General features: G+C 73.3%; 17 protein-coding genes and 1 riboswitch. Of the genes, 8 read left to right on the plus strand and 9 right to left on the minus strand.

Translation table 11 applies throughout. From position 1 onward, the window contains the following. Window positions 1–35: 35 nt before the first annotated feature. The gene (locus tag PZC42_RS04110; protein WP_277208692.1) at window positions 36–980 is read right to left on the minus strand and encodes a DUF4031 domain-containing protein; all 945 of its coding nucleotides are present in this window, start codon (window positions 978–980) and stop codon (window positions 36–38) included. Beyond that, complete coding sequence (locus PZC42_RS04115) at window positions 977–1,690, minus strand: FadR/GntR family transcriptional regulator (RefSeq protein ID WP_277208693.1); 714 nt, start codon at window positions 1,688–1,690, stop codon at window positions 977–979. The genes PZC42_RS04110 and PZC42_RS04115 overlap by 4 nt, the downstream gene beginning before the upstream one ends. Window positions 1,691–1,893: 203 nt before the next feature. Between PZC42_RS04115 and PZC42_RS04120 the strand changes: the two genes are divergently transcribed. Together PZC42_RS04120 and PZC42_RS04125 are read left to right on the plus strand one after the other, a co-directional pair. After that, window positions 1,894–2,397, plus strand: a complete 504-nt coding sequence (locus PZC42_RS04120; protein WP_277209281.1) for a gluconokinase — start codon at window positions 1,894–1,896, stop codon at window positions 2,395–2,397. Next, window positions 2,394–3,776 carry a GntP family permease gene (locus PZC42_RS04125; RefSeq protein ID WP_277208694.1) on the plus strand — a complete coding sequence of 461 codons (1,383 nt, stop codon included), beginning with the start codon at window positions 2,394–2,396 and terminating at the stop codon, window positions 3,774–3,776. The genes PZC42_RS04120 and PZC42_RS04125 overlap by 4 nt, the downstream gene beginning before the upstream one ends. A 345-nt stretch (window positions 3,777–4,121) precedes the next feature. Here PZC42_RS04125 and PZC42_RS04130 read toward each other — a convergent pair whose 3' ends face one another. The 3 genes from PZC42_RS04130 to PZC42_RS04140 form a co-directional block, all read right to left on the minus strand. Further along, window positions 4,122–5,405, minus strand: coding sequence for an acetate/propionate family kinase (locus PZC42_RS04130; protein WP_277208695.1), 1,284 nt, complete (start codon window positions 5,403–5,405; stop codon window positions 4,122–4,124). Continuing rightward, a complete protein-coding gene (gene pta / locus PZC42_RS04135; protein WP_277208696.1) occupies window positions 5,402–7,525 on the minus strand; it encodes a phosphate acetyltransferase in 2,124 nt (707 codons plus the stop codon). The genes PZC42_RS04130 and pta overlap by 4 nt, the downstream gene beginning before the upstream one ends. Before the next feature lie 436 nt (window positions 7,526–7,961). Then, window positions 7,962–10,448: a phosphoketolase family protein gene (locus PZC42_RS04140; protein ID WP_277208698.1), complete on the minus strand. Its 2,487-nt coding sequence runs from the start codon at window positions 10,446–10,448 to the stop codon at window positions 7,962–7,964. A 144-nt stretch (window positions 10,449–10,592) separates the two neighbouring features. Here PZC42_RS04140 and PZC42_RS04145 point away from each other — a divergent pair, with 144 nt between their 5' ends. Both PZC42_RS04145 and PZC42_RS04150 read left to right on the plus strand, forming a co-directional pair. After that, window positions 10,593–11,495, plus strand: coding sequence for an SURF1 family protein (locus PZC42_RS04145; protein ID WP_277208700.1), 903 nt, complete (start codon window positions 10,593–10,595; stop codon window positions 11,493–11,495). Window positions 11,496–11,511: 16 nt separating this feature from the next. After that, window positions 11,512–12,123, plus strand: coding sequence for a GyrI-like domain-containing protein (locus PZC42_RS04150; protein WP_277208701.1), 612 nt, complete (start codon window positions 11,512–11,514; stop codon window positions 12,121–12,123). Here PZC42_RS04150 and thiE read toward each other — a convergent pair. Continuing rightward, on the minus strand, window positions 12,110–12,772 hold the full coding sequence (gene thiE, locus PZC42_RS04155) for a thiamine phosphate synthase (protein WP_277208703.1): 663 nt from the start codon (window positions 12,770–12,772) through the stop codon (window positions 12,110–12,112). The genes PZC42_RS04150 and thiE overlap by 14 nt on opposite strands. A gap of 31 nt (window positions 12,773–12,803) precedes the next feature. Continuing rightward, a riboswitch (TPP riboswitch) is annotated at window positions 12,804–12,908 on the plus strand. Between thiE and thiO the strand changes: the two genes are divergently transcribed. From thiO to PZC42_RS04170, 3 genes are all read left to right on the plus strand, one after another. Further along, window positions 12,898–14,076, plus strand: a complete 1,179-nt coding sequence (gene thiO / locus PZC42_RS04160) for a glycine oxidase ThiO (protein WP_277208704.1) — start codon at window positions 12,898–12,900, stop codon at window positions 14,074–14,076. Its footprint overlaps the riboswitch before it by 11 nt. Continuing rightward, window positions 14,076–14,315 (plus strand): sulfur carrier protein ThiS, encoded by a 240-nt coding sequence (gene thiS / locus PZC42_RS04165; protein ID WP_277209282.1) that lies wholly within the window; start codon window positions 14,076–14,078, stop codon window positions 14,313–14,315. Before thiO ends, thiS begins: the two co-directional genes overlap by 1 nt. A gap of 47 nt (window positions 14,316–14,362) precedes the next feature. Continuing rightward, window positions 14,363–15,106, plus strand: a complete 744-nt coding sequence (locus PZC42_RS04170; RefSeq protein ID WP_438802919.1) for a thiazole synthase — start codon at window positions 14,363–14,365, stop codon at window positions 15,104–15,106. Between the two features lie 81 nt (window positions 15,107–15,187). Here PZC42_RS04170 and PZC42_RS04175 read toward each other — a convergent pair whose 3' ends face one another. From PZC42_RS04175 to PZC42_RS04185, 3 genes are read right to left on the minus strand one after another with little or no spacing between them, the layout of a single operon-like run. Then, window positions 15,188–16,420, minus strand: a complete 1,233-nt coding sequence (locus PZC42_RS04175) for a ThiF family adenylyltransferase (RefSeq protein WP_277208708.1) — start codon at window positions 16,418–16,420, stop codon at window positions 15,188–15,190. A 24-nt stretch (window positions 16,421–16,444) separates the two neighbouring features. Continuing rightward, a complete protein-coding gene (locus PZC42_RS04180) occupies window positions 16,445–18,217 on the minus strand; it encodes an ABC transporter ATP-binding protein (RefSeq protein ID WP_277208710.1) in 1,773 nt (590 codons plus the stop codon). Further along, the gene (locus PZC42_RS04185; RefSeq protein ID WP_277208711.1) at window positions 18,214–19,995 is read right to left on the minus strand and encodes an ABC transporter ATP-binding protein; all 1,782 of its coding nucleotides are present in this window, start codon (window positions 19,993–19,995) and stop codon (window positions 18,214–18,216) included. Before PZC42_RS04185 ends, PZC42_RS04180 begins: the two co-directional genes overlap by 4 nt. A 64-nt stretch (window positions 19,996–20,059) precedes the next feature. On the opposite strand from PZC42_RS04185, the gene PZC42_RS04190 reads away from it, so the two are divergent. Further along, window positions 20,060–20,470 (plus strand): DUF3817 domain-containing protein, encoded by a 411-nt coding sequence (locus PZC42_RS04190; RefSeq protein ID WP_277208713.1) that lies wholly within the window; start codon window positions 20,060–20,062, stop codon window positions 20,468–20,470. The last annotated feature ends 14 nt before the right edge of the window (window positions 20,471–20,484 follow it).

The following is a 20,484-nucleotide window of genomic DNA, read 5'->3' on the forward strand; positions in this document are numbered from 1 at the left end:
CGGGGGTGTCCGCCGGGTGGTTCGCCCCGGTGGTTTCAGCGCCGGTCGTCCAGCGCGGCGAGCTCGGCGCGCAGGTTCTGCTCGGCCCGGTCACCCCAGCGGTGCCGCCCTGCCGGCGTGCGGTACAGCCCCGGCCCGGAGTGCAGCGTGAGGAGCTGTTCGAGCACCGCGCCTCGCCCGGACCGGAAGTCCGGGTCGGGGACGTGCCCGTACTCGGCGCGGACCTGGGCCACGTAGCGGCCGTAGCGCACCGGGTCGGCGCCGAGCACGGCGAGGTCGGCGTCGCTGACCAGGCATCCCGCGAGGTCGCCCGGGTCGGGGTCGTGGCCGGCGGTGAGCAGCACGAGCCGTTCGATCTCCGCGAGGTCCGGGCTGGTGAGACGTCCGCGTTCCGCGAGGGGCTCCAGGAGGGCACGGGTGAGCGCGGCCGAGCGTTGCTCGTCGTCCGGGGTGGCGCCGTCGTGCACCGCGTCGTGGAACCAGAGAGCGACCGCGGCACGCCACCCTGCCTCCTCGCGGCGGGTGAGCAGGAGCGGCAGGGCATCGAGGGCGTCGGCCAGGTGGAGCCGCCCGTGGTAGACGCGGTGGGGTTCGCGCCACCGGTCGACGACCTCCTCGCCGACGGCGTGGACCGTGGTCGACGGTGCGTGCGTGGCGGGGCCGGCGTCCGGCCACAGCCGTGCCCAACGGTCCAGCAGCACCGGGCGCTTCGCCCGCCGTCGCTCGTGGCCGGACACCCGCAGTCCGGAGGCCGCGAGTCGCCGGGCCAGGGTGCCGCCGTCGACGGGGGTCGCCCCGGCGGCGACCAGCTCGTCGTAACGTTCGGCGGGGACGTCGTAGTGGTCGAGGTCGAAGGCGCGGTCGGGGACGCCGGCGGCGCGGGCGAACGTCCGCAGCTCGTGCAACGAGGAGTCGGAGACCAGGTGCGACCAGAGGTGGTCGTGCGCGGGCCAGGCGGGCGGGTCGACGAGGACGGTCATGGGGAGGTGCCGTCGTGCGAGGTCGCCGCGTCGAGCGCCGCGCGCACCTCGCGGACGAGCGCGGCCATCGCGGCCTCGGCGGCGGGGGCGTCGCCGTCGGCCACCGCGTGCGCGACGGCCTCGTGCTGGTCGAGCGCCTCCGGGACGGGCGCGGCGGGCATGAGGCCGAGGTGGGTACGGCCGGTGAGCACCTCCGCGACGACGCCGGCCAGCGCGCCGAACATCTCGTTCCCGCTCGCCTGCAGCAGGAGCTGGTGCATCCGGATGTCGAGGGCGAGGAACTCGGTGAGGTCGCCGCGCGCGCCGAGCACCCGCATGCGGGCGGCGAGGTCGACGAGCTCGGCGCGCTCCTCGGGGGTCGCGTGCCGCGCCGCACCGGCGGCCGCGAGGGGCTCGACGGCGTGGCGCAGCTCGGTGAGGGTGCGCAGCTGGTCGTCACGCCCGGGGCCGGCGAGCCGCCAGCGGATCACCCGCGGGTCCAGCACGTTCCACTCGGTCATGGGCAGCACGACGAGCCCGACGCGGCGACGGGACCGCACCAGCCCGAGCCCTTCCAGCAAGCGCATGACCTCACGGGCCACGGTGCGAGAGACCTCGTGCTGTGTTCCGATCTTCTCGAGGGTCAGCGGGGTACCGGGGGCGATGTCGCCGCTGGTGACGGCCCGCCCGACGGCGTCGAGGACGGCGCTGTGCAGCGCGGGGTTCGACATGGGGCGAGCCTACCGAGGCCTACGCCGTCCGCAATTGGTCATACCATTCGCTTGCCAAAGGTGCTACCAATGAGGCATCCTCGACTGACCGAACCACCGACACGGAAGTCGAGCCGATGGACACCGACGTCACACCTGCTGAACAGGGTCGCGAGCAGAACACCCGCCACGAGACGGTCCACGATGTCGCGCACACCGTCGTCATGGGGGTCGCCGGCTCGGGCAAGACCACCGTCGCCCGGATGCTGGCCGAGCGGATCGGCGTCGAGTACGCCGAGGCCGACACGTTCCACTCCGAGGCGAACATCGCCAAGATGAGCACCGGCACCCCGCTCACGGACGCCGACCGGGCCCCGTGGCTCGAGGCGATCCGCGACTGGCTGACGGCCGAGGCCGACGCGGGGCGTCCCACCGTCGTGACGTGCTCCGCCCTCAAGCGCTCCTACCGCGACGTGCTGCGCACCGCGCGCGGACGGGTCAGGTTCCTGCACCTGCACGGTTCGCCCGAGATGCTCGCCGAGCGGATCACGGGACGGTCCGGCCACTTCATGCCCACCTCGCTGCTGCCCTCGCAGCTCGCCACCCTCGAGCCCCTGGACGACGACGAGGACGGACTCACCGTCGACGTCGCCGCGCCGCCCGAGGAGATCGTCGACGACGTCGTCGCGCGATACTTCACCCCACCGTCGACGAGGACCCCATCATGACGCCTGACGACTGGACACAGACCCTCACCGCCGGACCGCTGCTCGTCATCGCGGCCGTCGCTATCGCGCTGCTGCTCTTCCTCATCATGAAGGTCCACCTGCACGCGTTCGTCGCCCTGATCGTGGTCAGCCTGCTGACCGCCGTGGCGGCGGGCCTGCCGACCGGCGGCATCGTGGACGTGCTGCTGGACGGCTTCGGCTCGACGCTGGCCGCCGTCGCCCTGCTCGTGGGGCTGGGCGCGATGCTCGGCCGGCTCGTCGAGACCAGCGGCGGCGCCAAGGTCCTCACCGACGTGCTCATCGCCCGCTTCGGTGAGCGCCGCGCCCCCCTTGCGCTCGGCATCGCCTCGCTGATCTTCGGCTTTCCGATCTTCTTCGACGCCGGCCTCGTGGTCATGCTCCCGATCGTGTTCGCCGTCGCCCGGCGCCTGGGCGGCTCCCTCCTGCTGTACGGGCTTCCCGTGGCCGGTGCATTCTCCGCGATGCACATCTACGTGCCCCCGCACCCCGGACCCGTGGCCGCGTCGGAGTTCCTCGAGGCGAACGTCGGGATCGTCATCCTGCTCGGCCTGGTGGTGGCGATCCCCACCTGGTACGTGACCGCCTACCTGTTCGGACGTTTCGCCGGACGTCGGATCACCCTGCCCGTCCCGGACATCCTCGGTCGCGCCGACGAGGCGCAGGCCGCGAACCCGCCGCGCTTCGGCGTCGTCGTCGGCATCCTGCTCCTGCCGCTGGTGCTCATCTTCGCGAACACAGGTCTGGAGACTGCAGCCACTGCCGAGCTGATCGACGCCGACCACACCGCGGTGGTCGTGGCGGGTGCCGTCGGCTCCACGCCCGTCGCGCTGCTGATCACCCTGCTCGTCGCCGCGTGGGCCCTCGGTCGCCGGCGCGGGATCGGGGGCACCGCCCTGGAGAAGACTCTCGACTCCGCGCTCGGACCGGTCGCGTCGGTCATCCTCATCACCGGCGCGGGCGGCATGTTCGGCGGCGTGCTGCGTGCCTCCGGCATCGGCGACGCCCTGGCGGACGTGCTGGGCGACCTGGGCATGCCGGTCATCGTGGCAGGGTTCGTGATCGCCGCGGTGCTGCGCGTGGCGCAGGGTTCGGCGACGGTCGCCCTGACGACCGCGGCCGGGCTCATCGCCCCGGCCGTCGCTGCGGGTGGCTACAACCCGGTCGAGCTCGCTGCGATCGTGCTCGCCGTGGCCGCCGGTTCCGTGGTGCTCAGCCATGTCAACGACTCGGGCTTCTGGCTGGTCGGCCGGTTCTTCGACATGGACGTGCGCACCACCCTGCGGACCTGGACCGTCATGGAGACCGGGATCGGCGTGATGGGCTTCGCGATCGCCGGGGTGATCTTCGCCGTCGCCTGAGCCTGAGGCGGAGTCACGGGCTCGCGCGGCCACGGGTCTGTGCACCGGGGGATCGGCGGGGTCTGACCGCCCTTGCGGGCCTCCGCGGAGACCGGAAGGCATCCGAAGAGTGTCGGCGCCACGGGATCTGTGCGTCTTTCGCGTGCGCCACTCACGCTCCGCGTGAACTTCACGCCTGGCGTGAGTGGCGCGCGTACCGCAGGAGCTCGTCCCGCTGGGCGGAAAGCGTCGAGGGGCACTCTCTGACCCGGGCATACGGATGGTCGCCGACGAGAGTCCGGGCAGCATCGTGGCCGGCGCCTCGACCCCCGGCACCGGCGACCCGGCCGCACGGGGGTGAGCGGCTCAGCCGGTGGTGAGCGCCGCCGTCGGCTCCCGGCCGTCGACCGCCTCGACGCACTGGCGGGCGATCGCGAGCTCCTCCATGGTGGGGACCACCATGACCAGGGTCGGCGTCCAGTCGGGCGAGACGATCCGCTCCCCGCCGCGCGCCGCGTTGCGGTCGGCGTCGACGGCGATCCCGAAGCCCTCCAGGCCTGCGCAGACGGCGGCCCGCACCACCGGGTCGTTCTCGCCGACACCCGCGGTGAACGCGACCACGTCCACCCGCCCCAGTAGCGCGGCGTAGGCGCCGACGTACTTCTTCAGGCGGTGGACGTAGACGTCGAACGCCAGCGCCGCGTCCTCGTCGCCGTCGTCGATGAGCCGGTGCAGCTCGCGGAAGTCGTTGACGCCCGACAGTCCGAGCATGCCCGAGCGCTTGTTGAGCAGCGTGTCGAGCTCGTCGATGCTCATGCCGGCGTTGCGCGCGAGGTGGAAGACGACGGCGGGGTCGACGTCGCCCGACCGCGTGCCCATGACCAGGCCCTCGAGCGGGGTCAGGCCCATGGAGGTGTCGATCGGGACGCCGCCACGCACCGCCGAGGCGGAGGCCCCGTTGCCCAGGTGCAGCACGATCGTGTTCAGGTCCTGCACCCGCCGGCCCAGCACGCGGGCCACCTTGCCCGCCACGTACTGGTGGCTGGTGCCGTGGAAGCCGTACCGGCGGACGTCGTGCTCGCGGGCGACCTCGCGGTCGATGGCGTAGGTGTAGGCCTGGGCGGGCAGGGACTGGAAGAACGCCGTGTCGAAGACGGCGACGTGCGGCACCTGCCCGAGCAGCTCGCGAGCCACCCGGATGCCCTGGACGTTCGCCGGGTTGTGCAGGGGAGCGAGCGGGACCAGCGCCTCGATCCGGTCCACGACGCCGTCGTCCACGACCACCGGCCCGGAGAACTCCGCACCGCCGTGCACCACCCGGTGCCCGACGGCGTAGATCCCGGCGTCGGCCAGCCGCGGCCCGATCTCGTCGAACATCCCCAGGGCCAGCCGCAGCGCCTCGCCGTGGTCCGGCACCTCGAGCTCGCGGCGGGTGCGGTTGCCCGCGAACGTGTGCGTCACGATGCCGGTCGAGCCGCCACCCGACTCGCCGATGCGTTCGATCGTGCCCGCCGCGACCGCCTCGCCACCGACCGGGTTGACCAGCTGGTACTTCAGCGACGACGACCCCGAGTTGAGCACCAGCACCGAGCCGTGCGCCCCGTAGGCGCTGTACGGGTTGGGGCGGTCGGACGCGGGGACGATGCTCATGCGGGGGCTCCGTTCGCGGAAGTGCTGGTGGACTGCGCCTGGATCGCGGTGATCGCCACCGTGTTGACGATGTCCGCCACCAGCGCGCCGCGGGAGAGGTCGTTGACCGGCTTGTTCAGACCCTGCAGCACCGGCCCGACGGCGACCGCACCGGCCGAGCGCTGCACCGCCTTGTAGGTGTTGTTGCCCGTGTTGAGGTCCGGGAAGATGAAGACGCTCGCGCGCCCCGCCACCGAGGACTCAGGCAGCTTGGAGGCCGCCACCGAGACGTCCACCGCGGCGTCGTACTGGATCGGGCCCTCCACGCTCAGCTCCGGGTGCCGTTCCCGGACCAGGTCGGTGGCGGCGCGGACCTTGTCGACGTCGGCCCCCGTGCCGGAGGTGCCGGTCGAGTAGGACAGCATGGCGACCTGCGGCTGGACCCCGAACTGCTGGGCGGTGGCCGCGGAGGACACGGCGATGTCCGCGAGCTGCTCCGCCGTCGGGTCCGGGTTGACCGCGCAGTCGCCGTAGACCAGCACCCGGTCGGTCAGGCACATGAGGAACACCGAGGACACCACCGAGACGCCCGGCATGGTCTTGATGATCTCGAACGACGGCCGGATCGTGTGCGCGGTGGTGTGGGCCGCGCCGGAGACCATGCCGTCGGCCAGCCCGAGGTGGACCATCATCGTGCCGAAGTAGGACACGTCGGTGACGATCTCGCGCGCCCGCTCCACCGTCATGCCCTTGTGCGCCCGCAGGCGGGTGTACTCGGCGGCGAACCGTTCCACGTGCTCTGTGTCGGTGGGCGCCAGGACCACCGCCGCGTCGATGTCCAGCCCGAGCTCGGTGGCTCGTGCCCGGATCGCGGTCTCGTCGCCGAGGATCACCAGGTCCGCGATCCCTCGGGCCAGCACCGTGGAGGCGGCCCGCAGGATCCGGTCGTCGTCGCCCTCGGGCAGCACCACGCGACGGCGGTCCCCGCGGGCCCGCTCGACCAGCTCGTGCTCGAACATCAGCGGGGTGACCACGGGGGTCCGTTCGACGGCGAGCCGGGCCAGCAGCTCCTCGCCGTCGACCCGCTGCTCGAACATGGCACGGGCGACGTCGTGCTTGCGCTGCGCGTCCGCGGTCATCGCGCCCCGGGTCCGTGCGGCGACCCCGGCCACCTCGTAGGTGTCCATCGCGGTGGCGATGATCGGCACGTGCGGCTCGAGGGCGGCGGCGAGCTGCCCGGACCTGCCCGACGGCCGGTACCCGCCGGTGAGGATCAGCCCGGCGAGCGACGGGAAGCGCTGTGCGGCCTGCACGGACAGCAGCCCGAGCAGGACGTCGGTGCGGTCACCGGGGGTGATGACCACGGTGCCGTCCGCGAGGTGGCTGAGCATGTGCTCGAACGTCATGGCACCGACGATCACGTCGAGCGCCTCGCGGGCGAGCAGGTCGCGGTCGCCGAGCAGCAGGGTGCCCTCGACCGCGTCCGCCAGCTGGGCGACCGTCGGCGCCCCGAGGAACGGCTCCTCAGGGATGACCCACGTGGGCAGGTCCTCCCCGCTGACGCTCTGCCGGACCGCCGCGGGGGCGTCCGTGACGGCCTCCTCGGCCCGGTTCACCACGACGGCGATCGGCTGGGCATGGCTGGCCCGGAGCTCGGCGAGGCTCAGCCGCGCCAGCGTCGTGACGTCGTCGACCCCGCGGCCGCGGCCCGAGACCACCAGCAGCACCGGGGCGTCGAGGTTGGCCGCCACCCGGGCGTTGAACGCGAGCTCGGTCGCCCCCGAGACGTCCGTGTAGTCGGTGCCGAGCACGACGACGGCGTCGCACCGGCCGGCGACGGCGTGGTAGCGCGCCACGATCCGCGCCAGCGCCGCCTCCGGGTCGGCGTGGACGTCGTCGTACGTCACCCCGACGGCGTCCGCGTAGTCCAGGTCGACGCCGTCGTGCGCGAGCAGCATCTCCAGGACGTGGTCCCGCACCGCCGGTCCGGAGGGCCGGGGACGCTCGGGGACCCGGGAGACGGCCCGGAAGACCCCGACCCGCTGCACCTGCCGGACCAGCAGGTCGAGGACGCCGAGCGCGACCGTGGACTTGCCGGTGTCCCCCTCGGGGGACGCGATGTAGATGCTGCGTGTGCTCACTGCCTGCCTGTTCGCTCGCGTCGGGCTGTGGTCACGTCCATTCCATCGCAAGGAGGCGGCCGACGCACCGATTCGGGGCGTCAGGTGCGTCACGCTTGTCCGGGGTCGTGTCGCGTCCGCGGCCATCGACCCCAGAGCTCAGGACCAGATCGCTGCGATCGGCGCCGCCCAGATGCGGTCGGAGACCTTGTACGTGAGATCGCCGGTGTGGAAGACCACACCACAACGGAAGCTGTCTCCGATCTGGTCGCGCAGCCACGACAGATGCCGCGCATCCTTGGGCGTGACGTCGGCCGCTCGTCGATGAGCACCGGCGGTTCCAGCCGAGCGAGGGTGGCGTCCGGGTCGCCACGGAACAGCGCCGCCTGCGCCGGGACGTCCAGGCGCAGGGTGGAGGCTGCTCGGCGCGATGCGGTGGTCGTCGCAGCTGGTGATGCTACTCGTTGTCCCCGCCGGTGGCCGTGGCGGCGTCGTACATCGGACCGGCCGCGTGGGTGGCCGTCTGCCCGGCGTCCGGCCACACCCAGTCACGCACCGCGGGGATGTCCTCGCCGTGCTCGCGCGTGTACTGCCGGGCCGCGAGGCGCGCGTCCACCATCCGCTGGCGCAGGCCCGCGACCTTCGAGCCCAGGCCCGGCACGCGGTCGATGACGTCGAGCACCAGGTGGTACCGGTCGATGTCGTTGAGCATCGCCATGTCGAACGGCGTGGTGGTGGTGCCCTCCTCCTTGTAGCCCCGCACGTGGATGTTGGGGTGATTCCGGCGGCGGTACGTGAGCCGGTGGATGAGCCACGGGTAGCCGTGGTAGTTGAAGATCACCGGCCTGTCCGGGGTGAAGAGGCCGTCGAAGTCCTTGTCCGACAGTCCGTGCGGGTGCTCCTGCGCGTCCTGCAGGCGCATGAGGTCCACGACGTTGACGACCCGCACCTTGAGGTCGGGCAGCTCGCGGCGCAGGATGTCGGCAGCGGCCAGCACCTCGAGCGTGGGGACGTCGCCCGCGCACCCGAGCACGACGTCAGGATCCTCGCCCGGGACCTCCGTACCGGCCCACTCCCAGATGCCCAGGCCCCGGGTGCAGTGGGCGATCGCGTCGTCCATGGGCAGGAACTGCGGTGCGGGCTGCTTGCCGGCCACCACCACGTTGACGTACTGCCGGCTGCGCAGGCAGTGGTCGTAGGTGCTGAGCAGGGTGTTCGCGTCCGGCGGCAGGTACACCCGGACGATCTCGGCCTTCTTGTTGACCACGTGGTCGATGAACCCCGGGTCCTGGTGGGAGAACCCGTTGTGGTCCTGGCGCCACACGTGGCTCGACAGCAGGTAGTTGAGGGACGCGATCGGACGGCGCCACGGGATGTGGTTGGTGACCTTCAGCCACTTGGCGTGCTGGTTGAACATCGAGTCGACGATGTGGATGAACGCCTCGTAGCTGGTGAACAGGCCGTGCCGCCCGGTCAGGAGATATCCCTCCAGCCAGCCCTGGCACTGGTGCTCGCTGAGCATCTCCATGACGCGGCCGGCGCGTGCGAGGTGCTCATCGACGTCGGGCCCGTAGAAGTCCGCGTTCCACTGCTTGTCGGTAACGTCGTAGACGGCCTGCAGCCGGTTCGACGCCGTCTCGTCGGGCCCGAAGATCCGGAAGTTGTCAGGGTTGCGGCGCACGACCTCGGTGAGCCAGGTGCCGAGCACGCGGGTGGACTCCGCGATGGTGGCCCCCGGTTCGGGGACGTCGACGGCGAAGTCACGGAAGTCCGGCATCCGCAGGTCCTGCAGGAGCAGGCCGCCGTTGGCGTGCGGGTTGGCACCCATCCGCAGGTCACCGGACGGCGCCTGCTCGGCGATCTCCTCGCGCAGCCGGCCGGAGGAGTCGAACAGCTCGTGCGCCCGGTACGACTCCAGCCAGCCGCGGAGCACCTCGAGGTGCTCCGGCGTGTCCCGGGCGCTCGCGAGCGGCACCTGGTGGGCGCGCCAGGAGTCCTCGGTCTTGTGCCCGTCGATCTCGGGCGGGCAGGTCCAGCCCTTGGGGGTGCGGAAGACGATCATCGGCCAGGCAGGGCGTTCGTCGTTGCCCGCCTCGGCTTCCGCCTTGATCCGCGCGATGTGGTCGAGCACCTCGTCGAGCAGCGTCGCGAACCGGCGGTGCACCGCGGCATGGTCCTCGCCGTCGAACCCGCCGGTGAAGAAGTACGGCGTGTGCCCGTAGCCGATCATGAGGTCCCGCAGCTCGGCGTCGCTGATGCGCGCGAGCACGGTCGGGTTGGCGATCTTGTAGCCGTTGAGGTGCAGGATCGGCAGGACGACACCGTCCGTGCGGGCGTTGACGAACTTGTTCGAGTGCCAGCTCGTGGCCAGCGGCCCGGTCTCCGCCTCGCCGTCGCCCACGACGGCCGCCACCAGCAGGTCCGGATTGTCGAACGCGGCGCCGTAGGCGTGCGAGAGCGCGTACCCGAGCTCACCACCCTCGTGGATCGAGCCGGGCGTCTCCGGGGCGACGTGCGACGGGATGCCGCCGGGGAACGAGAACTGCCTGAAGAGCCGCCGCATCCCCTCGTCGTCCTGGGTGATGTCGCTGTAGATCTCGGAGTAGGTGCCTTCGAGGTAGGTGTTCGCCACCAGCCCGGGCCCGCCGTGGCCGGGGCCGGCGACGTAGACGGTCGACTGCCGGCGCTCGCGGATGACTCGGTTGAGGTGGGCGTAGAGGAAGTTCAGGCCCGGCGTCGTGCCCCAGTGGCCGAGCAGGCGCGGCTTGACGTGGTCGCGGTCCAGGGGCTCGCGCAGGAGAGGGTTGTCGTGCAGATAGATCTGGCCGATCGAGAGGTAGTTGGCGGCGCGCCACCACTGGTCGAGACGTTCGACGTCGGTGTCGGAGAGCTCCGCGACACCCGTGGCAGGCCAGGTCGTGGAGTCGGTGGTCGAGGTGCTCATCTGACGCTCCTGCAGGAAGAGGGCGGGACGATCGTGCTCGATCCTCATTCCACCGCACGGTGGGTCCTGGCGCAGCGTGGGGCGCTGCGTGATGTTCACCACCGGATTCCTGGTCCGTCCCAGCCTCCGGATACCGTGGACCTCGTGCCGACCCCGCCTGTGCGCCGCTCCTTCTGGGCGGTTGCTCGCCAGCCACGCATGATCGCGATCCTGCTGGTCTTCCTCGCCGCGGCGGCCGTGTGCGGGAGGCTCGGCGTCTGGCAGATCGACCGGGCGTACGAGCGGGCCAACCTCGCCTCGGAGCAGGCGGCCGCCGAGCAGGCTGCTACCGCACCCGTCGACCTCGGCGACGTGCTCGCACCGCAGTCCTCGTTCCCCGGCGAGCTGGTCGGGCGCGAGGTCGGGGTCGCCGGCACGTACGAGGCGGACGGGCAGATGCTGGTCGCCGGACGGTCCTTGGACGGCGTCGACGGCTATCTCGTGCTCACCCCCCTGCGGGTGTCCGACGACGGCCGGGGCGGAGCGTCGTGGGCGTCGCTGTCCGGGCCCCCCGTGCTCCCGGTCGTGCGCGGCTGGGTCGACTCGGCGACACCGCAGGACGCTGCCCTGGAGGTGCCCGCCGGCGAGGTGCTGCTGCACGGCTGGTTGCAGGCCTCCGAGTCCACCGTGCGCACGGGGACCGTCCCGGAGAACCCGGACGGGCCTTCGCTGACGCAGGACATCGCCGCGAGCGCCCTGGCCAACACGTGGGACGGGCCGATCTACACGGCGTACGTGGTCCTCACCGACTCCACACCCGTGCAGCCTGCTGCCGCCGAGGGCGGGCCTGCGCCGTTGCCACGCCCGGTGCTGGAGGGCGGCACGGACGTGAACCTGCAGAACTTCTTCTACGCCCTGCAGTGGTGGGTCTTCGGGCTGTTCGCGGCGGCCCTGTGGGTGCGGCTGGTGCGCGACGAGATGTCGGGCGGCGCGCGTGCCTCGCACCACCAGGCTCGCGGCGACGACGACCCGGTGGGTACGGGGATCGCGGGACTGCCGGCCGGGTAGGTGCAAGGCTGATCTCATGGCCTCCATCGACCTGAAGAAGACCTACCGCGAGCACTACACCGCACGGACGACGCCGTCCCGGGTGGCGGTGCCGCCGCGGCCTTATCTGCTCGTCGACGGTGCGGGGGACCCGAACACGTCGCCCGTCTACCGCGGGTGCGTCGAGACCCTGTACCCGCTCGCCTACGCGGTGCGGTCCGCGATCAAGGACGCGACGGGCGACGCGTACACGGTGATGCCGCTCGAGGGGCTCTGGTGGTCCGACGACATCAGCCGGTTCAGCGTCGAGGCCAAGGGCGACTGGCTCTGGACGCTGATGATCTGCCTGCCCGACGCCTCGGCGGCGCTGGACGTCCCGGAGCTCGTGGCACGGGTGACCGGCGAGAGGGCGCTGCCCGCCGGGAACCAGGTGCGGTACGAGCACTACGGTGACGGCGAGGCGGCGCAGGTGCTGCACCGGGGTCCGTACGCCACCGAGGCGCCGACCGTCGAGGCGCTGCACGCCTTCATCGCCGCCGAGGGCCTGGCACTGCGCGGGCGGCACCACGAGATCTACCTGTCGGACCCGCGCCGGGTCGCCCCGGAGCGGATGCGCACGATCATCCGCCAGCCGGTCACCCCGTCCTGACCGTCGCCGGGAGGCGCTCGCGCAGCTCGCGGGCAGCCCGCTCGGGGTCCGCGGCCTCGGTGATCGCCCGCACGACGACGACCCGTTCGGCCCCGGCTTCCAGCACGGCGTCCAGACGCCCGGCGTCGATGCCGCCGATGGCGAACCACGGGGATGTCGGCCTTGACGCCGCCACCTGACGCAGCAGGTCGAGGCCGACGGCGGTGCGGCCCGGCTTCGTGGGGGTGGCCCACAACGGGCCCACGCAGAAGTAGTCGACCCCCGGGTCGCCGTCGGCGGCGGCCGCCTGGGCAGCGGAGTGGGTGGAGCGGCCGAGCAGCGGCTCCGCACCGAGCAGGGTCCGCACGGCGTGCGTCGGCAGGTCGCCCTGGCCCATGTGCACGACCGGCGCCCCGGTCAGCGTCGCGACGTCCGAGCGGTCGTTGACCGCCCACAGCGCCTGGTGCTCGGAGGCGACACGCGCCACCAGCTCCTGCAGCTCGAGCTCGCGCGCCACGTCCAGCGACTTGTCCCGCAGCTGGACGACGTCGACGCCGCCGCGCAGGGCGGCGTGCAGGAAGTCCTCCAGGTCGGCAGGGGACGACCGGGCGTCGGTGCACAGGTACAGGCGGGCGTCGGCGAGCCGCTCGCGCGGCGTGAGGGTGGGCACCGACCCAGCGTAGCCAGCCCCCGCAGTACAGTGGCGGCAGCACGGGAGCCCCGCTCGGGGGCTGAGAGGGCGAAGGTCGCCGACCGTCGAACCTGATCTGGGTCATGCCAGCGAAGGGAGCACACATGAGTCTGTCGGAGGCGTCGTCGGACGTGGTAGTCGTCGGTGGCGGGATCGTCGGCACGGCGGTGGCGTGGAGAGCCGTCGAGGCCGGGCTGAGCGTCACGCTGCTCGACCCGAGCCCGGGGGACGGCGCCACGCACGCCGCCGCCGGGATGCTCGCACCGGTCAGCGAGTCGTGGTTCGGCGAGTCCGCCCTCGCCCGGCTCGGGATCGCCGGGCTCGCGGCCTGGCCGCGGTTCGCGGCGGACCTGGCGCGAGCCACGGGCATCGACGTGGGCCTGCGGGAGACGGGCACGCTGGTGGCGGCCTACGACGCCGACGACGTCGCCCACCTGCGCCGCTGGCTCGCCCTGCACGCCGAGCTGGGGCTGGAGCCGACCGAGCTCACCGGCACCCAGGCGCGGCGCCGAGAACCGCTGCTCGGGCACCATGTCGCCGGCGCCGCCTGGGTGCCGGGCGACCACGTCGCCGACCCGCGCACGACCCGTGCTGCCCTGAGCGCCGCCCTGCACGCCCACCCGGGTGCCGCCGTCGTCCGGAGCGCTGCCGTGCGGCTCGAGCGTGACGCCGGTGCCGTCGTCGGCGTCCACGACGACGCGGGGACGCTGCACCGGGCCGGTGCCGTCGTGCTCGCCGCAGGGTGGCGGTCCGGCGAGCTCGCCGCGGCCCCCGTGCGACCGGTGCGGGGCCAGACGCTGCGGCTCGACGCCCCGCCCGGGACGGCGCCCGAGCACGTCGTGCGGGGCCGGGTGCAGGGCCGGCCCGTCTACGTCGTGCCGCGGCCACCCGGCACCGGGTCGGGACCGGGGACGACGGCGGAGCACCGGGAGGTCGTCGTCGGCGCGACCAGCGAGGAGGGCCCGGCCGACCGCCGGCCGTCCGCCGGGGGAGTGTTCGCGCTCCTGCGCGACGCCCGCGCCCTCGTCCCGGCCCTCGATGAGGCCGCGTTCGTCGAGGCGACCCTGCGGGCGCGGCCCGCGACCCCCGACAACCTGCCCCTCGTCGGCCCGTCGGCCACGCCCGGTCTGCACCTGGCGACCGGCCACCACCGCGGCGGCGTGCTGCTCGCGCCGCTGACCGCCGAGGCCGTGGTCGCCGGCCTGACCGGCGCCGCCCTACCGCCCGCGCTGAGCGTCGCGGACCCCGACCGGTTCACCCCCCTCCTCGAAGGAGCATCGTGATGTCACGGACCCTGCCCACCACGCACGCCGTCGTCAACGGTGAGCCGTACCCGCTCGATTCTCCGCTGCCGCTGACCGAGCTCGTCGCGCGGCTGGTGCCGGGCAGCGTCGTCGACGGCGTGCCGCAGGGAGTGGCCGTCGCGATCGACGACGCCGTCGTGCCGCGTGGCGCCTGGGACGCCACCACCGTCGGGCCAGGCGAGCGGGTCGAGGTCGTCACCGCGGTGCAGGGCGGGTGAGCGGCGTGCTGACGATCGGTGGTGTGGAGCTCGGCTCACGGCTCGTCATGGGCACCGGCGGAGCACCCAGCCTGCTGGCGCTGGAGGACGCGCTCGTGGCGTCCGGGACCGAGCTGACCACGGTCGCGATGCGACGCGTGGCGCGGCAGACCTCGGGCGGCGCGGCCGGGGACACCTCGATGTGGGGGCTGCTCGAACGGCTGGGGATCCGCGCGCTGCCGAACACTGCGGGCTGCTTCTCGGTGCGGGAGGCGGTGCTGACCGCGCAGCTCGCCCGCGAGGCGTGCGGCACCGACTGGGTCAAGCTCGAGGTGATCGCCGACGACGTCACGCTGCTGCCCGAGCCGCTCGGGCTCGTCGAGGCCGCCGAGGAGCTGGTGCGCGACGGCTTCACCGTGCTGCCGTACTGCGGTGACGACCCGATCGTGGCGCGGCGCCTCGAGGACGTCGGGTGTGCCGCCGTCATGCCGCTGGGTGCGCCGATCGGGTCCGGCCTCGGCATCCTCAATCCCCGCAACATCGAGGCGATCGCGGCGGCGGCGTCCGTCCCGGTGATCCTGGACGCAGGGATCGGGACGGCCTCGGACGCGGCGCTCGCCATGGAGCTCGGCTGCGACGGCGTGCTCCTCGCCACCGCGGTGACCCGTGCGGCGGACCCGGTGCGCATGGCGCGGGCGATGCGGCTGGCCGTGGAGGCCGGGCACGAGGCGGCCGGTGCCGGCCGCATCCCGCGCCGGGAGCGGGCGCTGGCGTCGTCGTCCCCGGAGGGCCGTCTCGACCTCGCCCTCTGAGGTCGCTCTGTTCGGCAGCTTCAGCTCCGTTCGGCAGTTCAAACTGCCGAACGGAGCTGAAACTGCCGAACGGAGCCCGGGTCAGTACGTCGGGATGGACGGATCGACGTCGTTGGACCACGCGAGGATGCCGCCGGCGATCTCGCGGGCCGGCAGCCCCGCGTCGCGGAGCACGGCAGCGGCCTGCGCGGCGCGGCCACCCATCTTGCACAGCACGTGCACCGGGCGGCCCTGGGCGCGGTCCGCCACCCGCCGGACGGCCTCGGCCCGGTCCGGTCCGAGGAGCTCGCCCAGACCCACGAGGTCCGCCCCGGCGATCGCGGCGATCGTCACCTCCCACGGCTCGCGCACGTCCACGATGTACGGCTCGTCGCCGTCACCGTCGGCCGCCGCCGCCCGCAGGGCCGCCACCGTCGCGGGCGTGACAGGTCCGTCCTGGGCGGCGACCGGCTCCACGGGACCCAGGCCGCACAGCGTGGCGTAGGCGGCGTCATCGGGCAGGGTGGTGACCGGCTCGCGCGAGGGGTCGGCCCGCACGTCGAGGTGCCGCCAGGAGGCGTCCAGGGCGTCGTGCACCGCGAGGCGCCCCAGCAGGGTGCGGCCCGTCCCGGTGATCAGCTTCACCGCCTCGGTGGCCATCGCCGAGCCGATCGTGCCGCAGAGCGAGCCGAGCACGCCGCCGGTCGCGCAGTCCGGGGCGAGTGCCGCCGGCGGCGGCTCGGGGAAGACGTCCCGGTACGTGACTCCCTCGCCCACGGGGGGCGCCGCCCAGAACACCGACACCTGCCCCTGGAACTGGTAGAGCCCGCCCCACACCACCGGCAGACCGAGGATCTCCGCGGCATCGGCGACGAGGTACCGCGTGGCGAAGTTGTCCGAGCCGTCGAGCACCAGGTCGTAGTCGCGCAGCAGGTCGAGCGCGTTGGCCGGGGTGAGGCGCTCGGCGTGCTCCACGCACCGCACCCCGGGCGCGACGTCGGCCACCGCCTCTCGCGCGGACGTCGTCTTGGCGCGCCCGACGTCGCCGGTGCCGTGCAGCACCTGGCGCTGCAGGTTGGAGGCGTCCACGACGTCGTCGTCCACGACGCCCAGCGTCCCGACGCCCGCCGCCGCGAGGTAGAGCAGCGCGGGGCTGCCGAGGCCGCCGGCGCCGACGACCAGCACCCGGGTGGCCGCCAGGCGCCGCTGGCCGTCCGCACCGAGACCGGGCAGCGCCAGGTGTCGCGCGAACCGACCGATCTCCTCGACGGTGAGCTCGGGGCCGGGGTCGACGAGCGGCGGCAGGGACGGGGTCGTGATCTCAGGACTGCGCACGCGTCGAGCCTACGAGGTGCGCGCCTACTCGTGCTGCCAGGAGTGCCACAGCCGGGCGTAGTCCCCGCCGGCGGCCACCAGCTCGTCGTGCGGCCCGATCTCCGCGATCCGCCCGTCGTCGACCACGGCGACCCGGTCGGCGTCGTGCGCGGTGTGCAGCCGGTGCGCGATCGCCACGACCGTGCGCCCGGTGAGCACCGCGTTGAGCGAGCGCTCGAGGTGTCGGGCGGCGCGCGGGTCGAGCAGCGACGTCGCCTCGTCGAGCACGAGCGTGTGCGGGTCGAGCAGCACGAGCCGGGCGAGCGCGACCTGCTGCGCCTGCGCCGGGCTCAGCGGGTGCCCGCCGGAGCCGACCTCGGTGGCCAGTCCCCCGGGCAGCGCGTCCGTCCAGGCGCGGGCGTCGACCGCCTCCAGCGCCTCCCAGAGGGCGTCGGTGGAGGCGGCGGTGTCCGCCAGGCGGAGGTTCTCCGCGAGGGACCCGACGAACACGTGGTGCTCCTGGGTGACCAGCGCGACGTGCCCGCGCAGGTCCTCCAACGGCAGGTCGACCAGCGGCACCTGGCCCACCGTGACCGAACCGCCGGTCGGCGGGTGGATCCCGGCGAGCATCCGCCCGAGCGTGGACTTGCCCGCGCCGGAGGGGCCCACGACCGCGAGCCTCTCGCCGGGTCGCAGGTCGACGGATATCCCGTGCAGCACGTCGTGCCCCTCGCGGTAGGCGTACCGGACCTCGTGGGCGTGCACCTCCTCGGAGGTCGGGACCTCGCCCGTGGCGACGCGGTCCGGCCCGACCAGCCCGACGCCGACGACGCGAGCCAGCGCCACGGCGGCGACCTGCAGCTCGTCGAGCCAGAACACCAGGTCGAAGACCGGCCCGCCCATCTGGTGCGCGTACAGCGCGATGGTCGCGACGGTGCCGACGCTCGCGAGGTCCTGCGAGGCGAGCCAGGCGCCCCACAGCACGACGGCGATCGGCGCGACCGCCACCGCGGTGTCCAGGGACGGGATGAGACGCAGCCGCAGCCCGAGCGTGTACTTCTCGGCGGCGAACGCCTCGGACAGGTCGCGGCGCAGCCGACGGCGTACCCGCGACCCGAGCCACAGCACGTCGGTGGTGCGCGCGCCCTCGACGGCCTCGGTGATGGTGCCGTTGAGGGTGGCGTACGCGGCGGACTCGCGCAGGTAGCCCGGCGTGGCCCGCTGGAGGTACCACCGGGTGGCGAGCCAGATGATCGGGACACCGACCAGCAGGCCGAGCGCCACGAGCGGGTCCGTGAGGAACGACGCCACCAGCGTGAGCCCGATCGTCACGACGCACACGAGCACCCGCGGGACGCCGAAGCGCACCGCGTGCTGCAGCTTGTTGACGTCGTTGGTGGTGCGGGCGACGAGGTCGCCCGTGCCGGCCTTCTCCACGGTGGACAGCGGCAGGCGGGTGACGGTCTCCATGAACTCCTCGCGGAGCTCGGCGAACACCCGCTCGCCGAAGATCATGGACAGCCGCTGCGCGTACCGGGTGACCACCGCCTGGACCACGACGGCGCCGACCAGGATCAGCGCGAGCGTGTCGACGCGTGCCAGCGTGGTCCCGCCCGAGACCTCGTCGATGAACCGGCCGAGCAGGAACGGCCCGGCGAGCCCGGCGACCGCCGCGACGGTGTGCAGGGCGGCGACGCCGCCGAGCGAGCCGCGGTGGCGGCGGAACAGGCGCCCGACGGTGCGCTTGACCTGGGTGCCGTCGGCGATGGGCAGGCGGCGCGGGTCGGCCGCGGGCGGTGGGGCGGTGGTGGCGCTCATCGCGCGGCTCCTTCCAGGTCGTGGTCGTCGGACGGGTGGGGTTCCTCCGCCATGCTGCGGCCGACGACGGAGCGGTACGCGGCGCCGTCGTCGTCCGGGCGGGCGAGCAGCTCGCCGTGCGTCCCGGAGGTGACGACGGTCCCGGCGGGGGAGAGCAGCACGACCTCGTCCACGTGGTCGAGCACGAGCGGGCTCGCCGTCACGACGAGGGTGGTGCGGCCGCGCCGCGCCTCCGCGACGCGTTCGGCGATCCGGGCCTCGGTGTGTGCGTCGACGGCGCTGGTCGGCTCGACGAGCACGAGGATCTCCGGGTCGGTGAGCAGTGCGCGGGCCAGGGCCACGCGCTGGCGCTGGCCGCCGGAGAGCGACCTGCCCTTCTCCGGCAGCTCGCCGGCCAGGCCGTCCGGGACCGAGTCCAGCACGTCCTGGGCGTCGGCGACGAGGACGGCGGCCATCAGCTCGGCCTCCGTGGCCCGGCCGCGGGCGTCGAGCTCCTCGCCCAGGATCCCCGAGAACAGGTGCGGGGTCGCCTCGGCGACGACGAGCCGGTGCCGCAGCATCTCCTTGTCGAGCTCGGCGAGCCGCACCCCGCCGAGCGTCACGGGCGTCCCCGCCTCGGCGTCGTCGTCGACCCGGCCCAGTCGCGTCGCGAGCGCCGCCGAGACGTCCGGGTCGGCGCACACGAGACCCACCACCCGGCCGGGGCGCAGCACGAGGCCGCTGGCCTCGTCGGCGAGGTCGCTGCCCGACGGCGGCTCGGGAGCCGTCGTCGCGGCCTGCGGCGTCGCCTCGGTCACCCGCAGCACGTCGAGCATCTTGCGCGCCGACACCACGGCGTTGGTGGTCATCTGGAGCATCTGGGTGGCCATCTGCACCGGCCAGGCGAGGAAGGCGGCGTAGCCGTAGAAGGTCACGAGCTGGCCGCTGGTGAGATCGCCGCGCACCACGGCGCGCGCGCCGAGCCACAGGACCAGTGCGACCAGCAGGCCAGGCAGGAGCACCTGGAGCCCGTCCAGGACGGACTGCACGGCGGCGACGCGGACCCCGCGGCGGCGCACCTCCTGCGACTGCTGGGCGTAGCGGCCGGCGAAGACGTCCTCGCCACCGATGCCGCGCAGGATGCGCAGGCCGGAGACGGTGTCGGCGCCGAGCGCCGTCAGCCGTCCGGTGGCCTCACGGTGCACGCGCTGGCGGGCCTGGAGCGGCCTGACCAGCAGGGCGAGGATCGCGGCGACCACGGGGATCCCGATCGTGACGACCAGTCCGAGGACGAGGTCCTGCGACAGCATGTACACCGCGACGACGGCGTAGGTCACCACACCGCCGGTGAAGCGGCCCGCCATGGCGAACATGTCGCCCGCGCGCAGCGCGTCGTTGGCGACCGCGGCGACGACCTCCCCGGTCGGCAGGCGCTTCGTGATGGCGTGCCCGGCGCGCGAAGCCTTGTCCCCGACCAGCCCGGAGAAGGCGAACGACGCCCGCAGCCAGCTCTCGACGTCCCAGGTGTGGCTGAAGACGCCGGAGACGACGATGGCGGCGGCCGCCGCGAGCATCCACCCGCACCAGATCAGCAGCTCGCGACCGAAGCCGGAGGCCAGGCCCGAGTCGATGGCTCCACCCAGCAGCAGCGGTGCGGCGGCGGACGCCAGCATGGAGACGATGCCCACAGCCATCGCCTTGAGCAGCACGTCGCGCTGACGCCACGCCTGCCAGGTGAGCAGCCGTGACGCGGACGTCAGGGGAGGGTTGCCCAGGTCGGGCAGGGGAAGGGGTCGCACAGTTCTCGAGCCTAGGCAGGTCCACCGACACGGGGCACGGGAATTTCCCGCCTACCATCGTGGGGTGACCGCCACGCCCGAGCCCGCCTCCCCGCCAGCCAGCTCGCCCACCACCGACCAGGCCGCCACGGCGATCCGCAAGGCCCGCGGCTCGCTGACCCGCTACCGCTGGCTCGCGTTCGTCACCGGGGCGATGCTGCTGGTCCTGTGCGTGGAGATGTTCTTCAAGTACGTCGTGCCGGTCGACGCCGTCATCGACTACATGTTCTGGGTGCCGTTCGCGCACGGCTGGATCTACGTCGTCTACCTCGTCACCGTGCTGGACCTGTGGGCCAAGATGCGTTGGGGCTACGGTCGCCTGGCCACGTTGGTGTTCGCCGGCGTCGTCCCGGTGATGTCGTTCGTCCTGGAGAAGAAGGTGCACGCCGAGGCCGACGCGAAGCTGGACGCGCTCGCCGAGCGGTACGGGGTCTGACCGCCGCGGGATGG

Origin of the sequence: Isoptericola croceus (assembly GCF_029382255.1) — a bacterium.
GTDB classification, from domain to species: domain Bacteria; phylum Actinomycetota; class Actinomycetes; order Actinomycetales; family Cellulomonadaceae; genus Isoptericola; species Isoptericola croceus.

Coding starts and splice junctions, on each gene's coding strand:
- PZC42_RS04140 (WP_277208698.1), bottom strand. CDS start 10,448: ATGAGCACCTCGACCACCGACTCCACGACCTGGCCTGCCACGGGTGTC.
- PZC42_RS04180 (WP_277208710.1), bottom strand. CDS start 18,217: ATGAGCGCCACCACCGCCCCACCGCCCGCGGCCGACCCGCGCCGCCTG.
- PZC42_RS04150 (WP_277208701.1), top strand. CDS start 11,512: ATGGCCTCCATCGACCTGAAGAAGACCTACCGCGAGCACTACACCGCA.
- PZC42_RS04120 (WP_277209281.1), top strand. CDS start 1,894: ATGGGGGTCGCCGGCTCGGGCAAGACCACCGTCGCCCGGATGCTGGCC.
- thiO (WP_277208704.1), top strand. CDS start 12,898: ATGAGTCTGTCGGAGGCGTCGTCGGACGTGGTAGTCGTCGGTGGCGGG.
- PZC42_RS04115 (WP_277208693.1), bottom strand. CDS start 1,690: ATGTCGAACCCCGCGCTGCACAGCGCCGTCCTCGACGCCGTCGGGCGG.
- PZC42_RS04125 (WP_277208694.1), top strand. CDS start 2,394: ATGACGCCTGACGACTGGACACAGACCCTCACCGCCGGACCGCTGCTC.
- PZC42_RS04110 (WP_277208692.1), bottom strand. CDS start 980: ATGACCGTCCTCGTCGACCCGCCCGCCTGGCCCGCGCACGACCACCTC.
- PZC42_RS04130 (WP_277208695.1), bottom strand. CDS start 5,405: ATGAGCATCGTCCCCGCGTCCGACCGCCCCAACCCGTACAGCGCCTAC.
- PZC42_RS04170 (WP_438802919.1), top strand. CDS start 14,363: ATGGGCACCGGCGGAGCACCCAGCCTGCTGGCGCTGGAGGACGCGCTC.
- thiS (WP_277209282.1), top strand. CDS start 14,076: ATGTCACGGACCCTGCCCACCACGCACGCCGTCGTCAACGGTGAGCCG.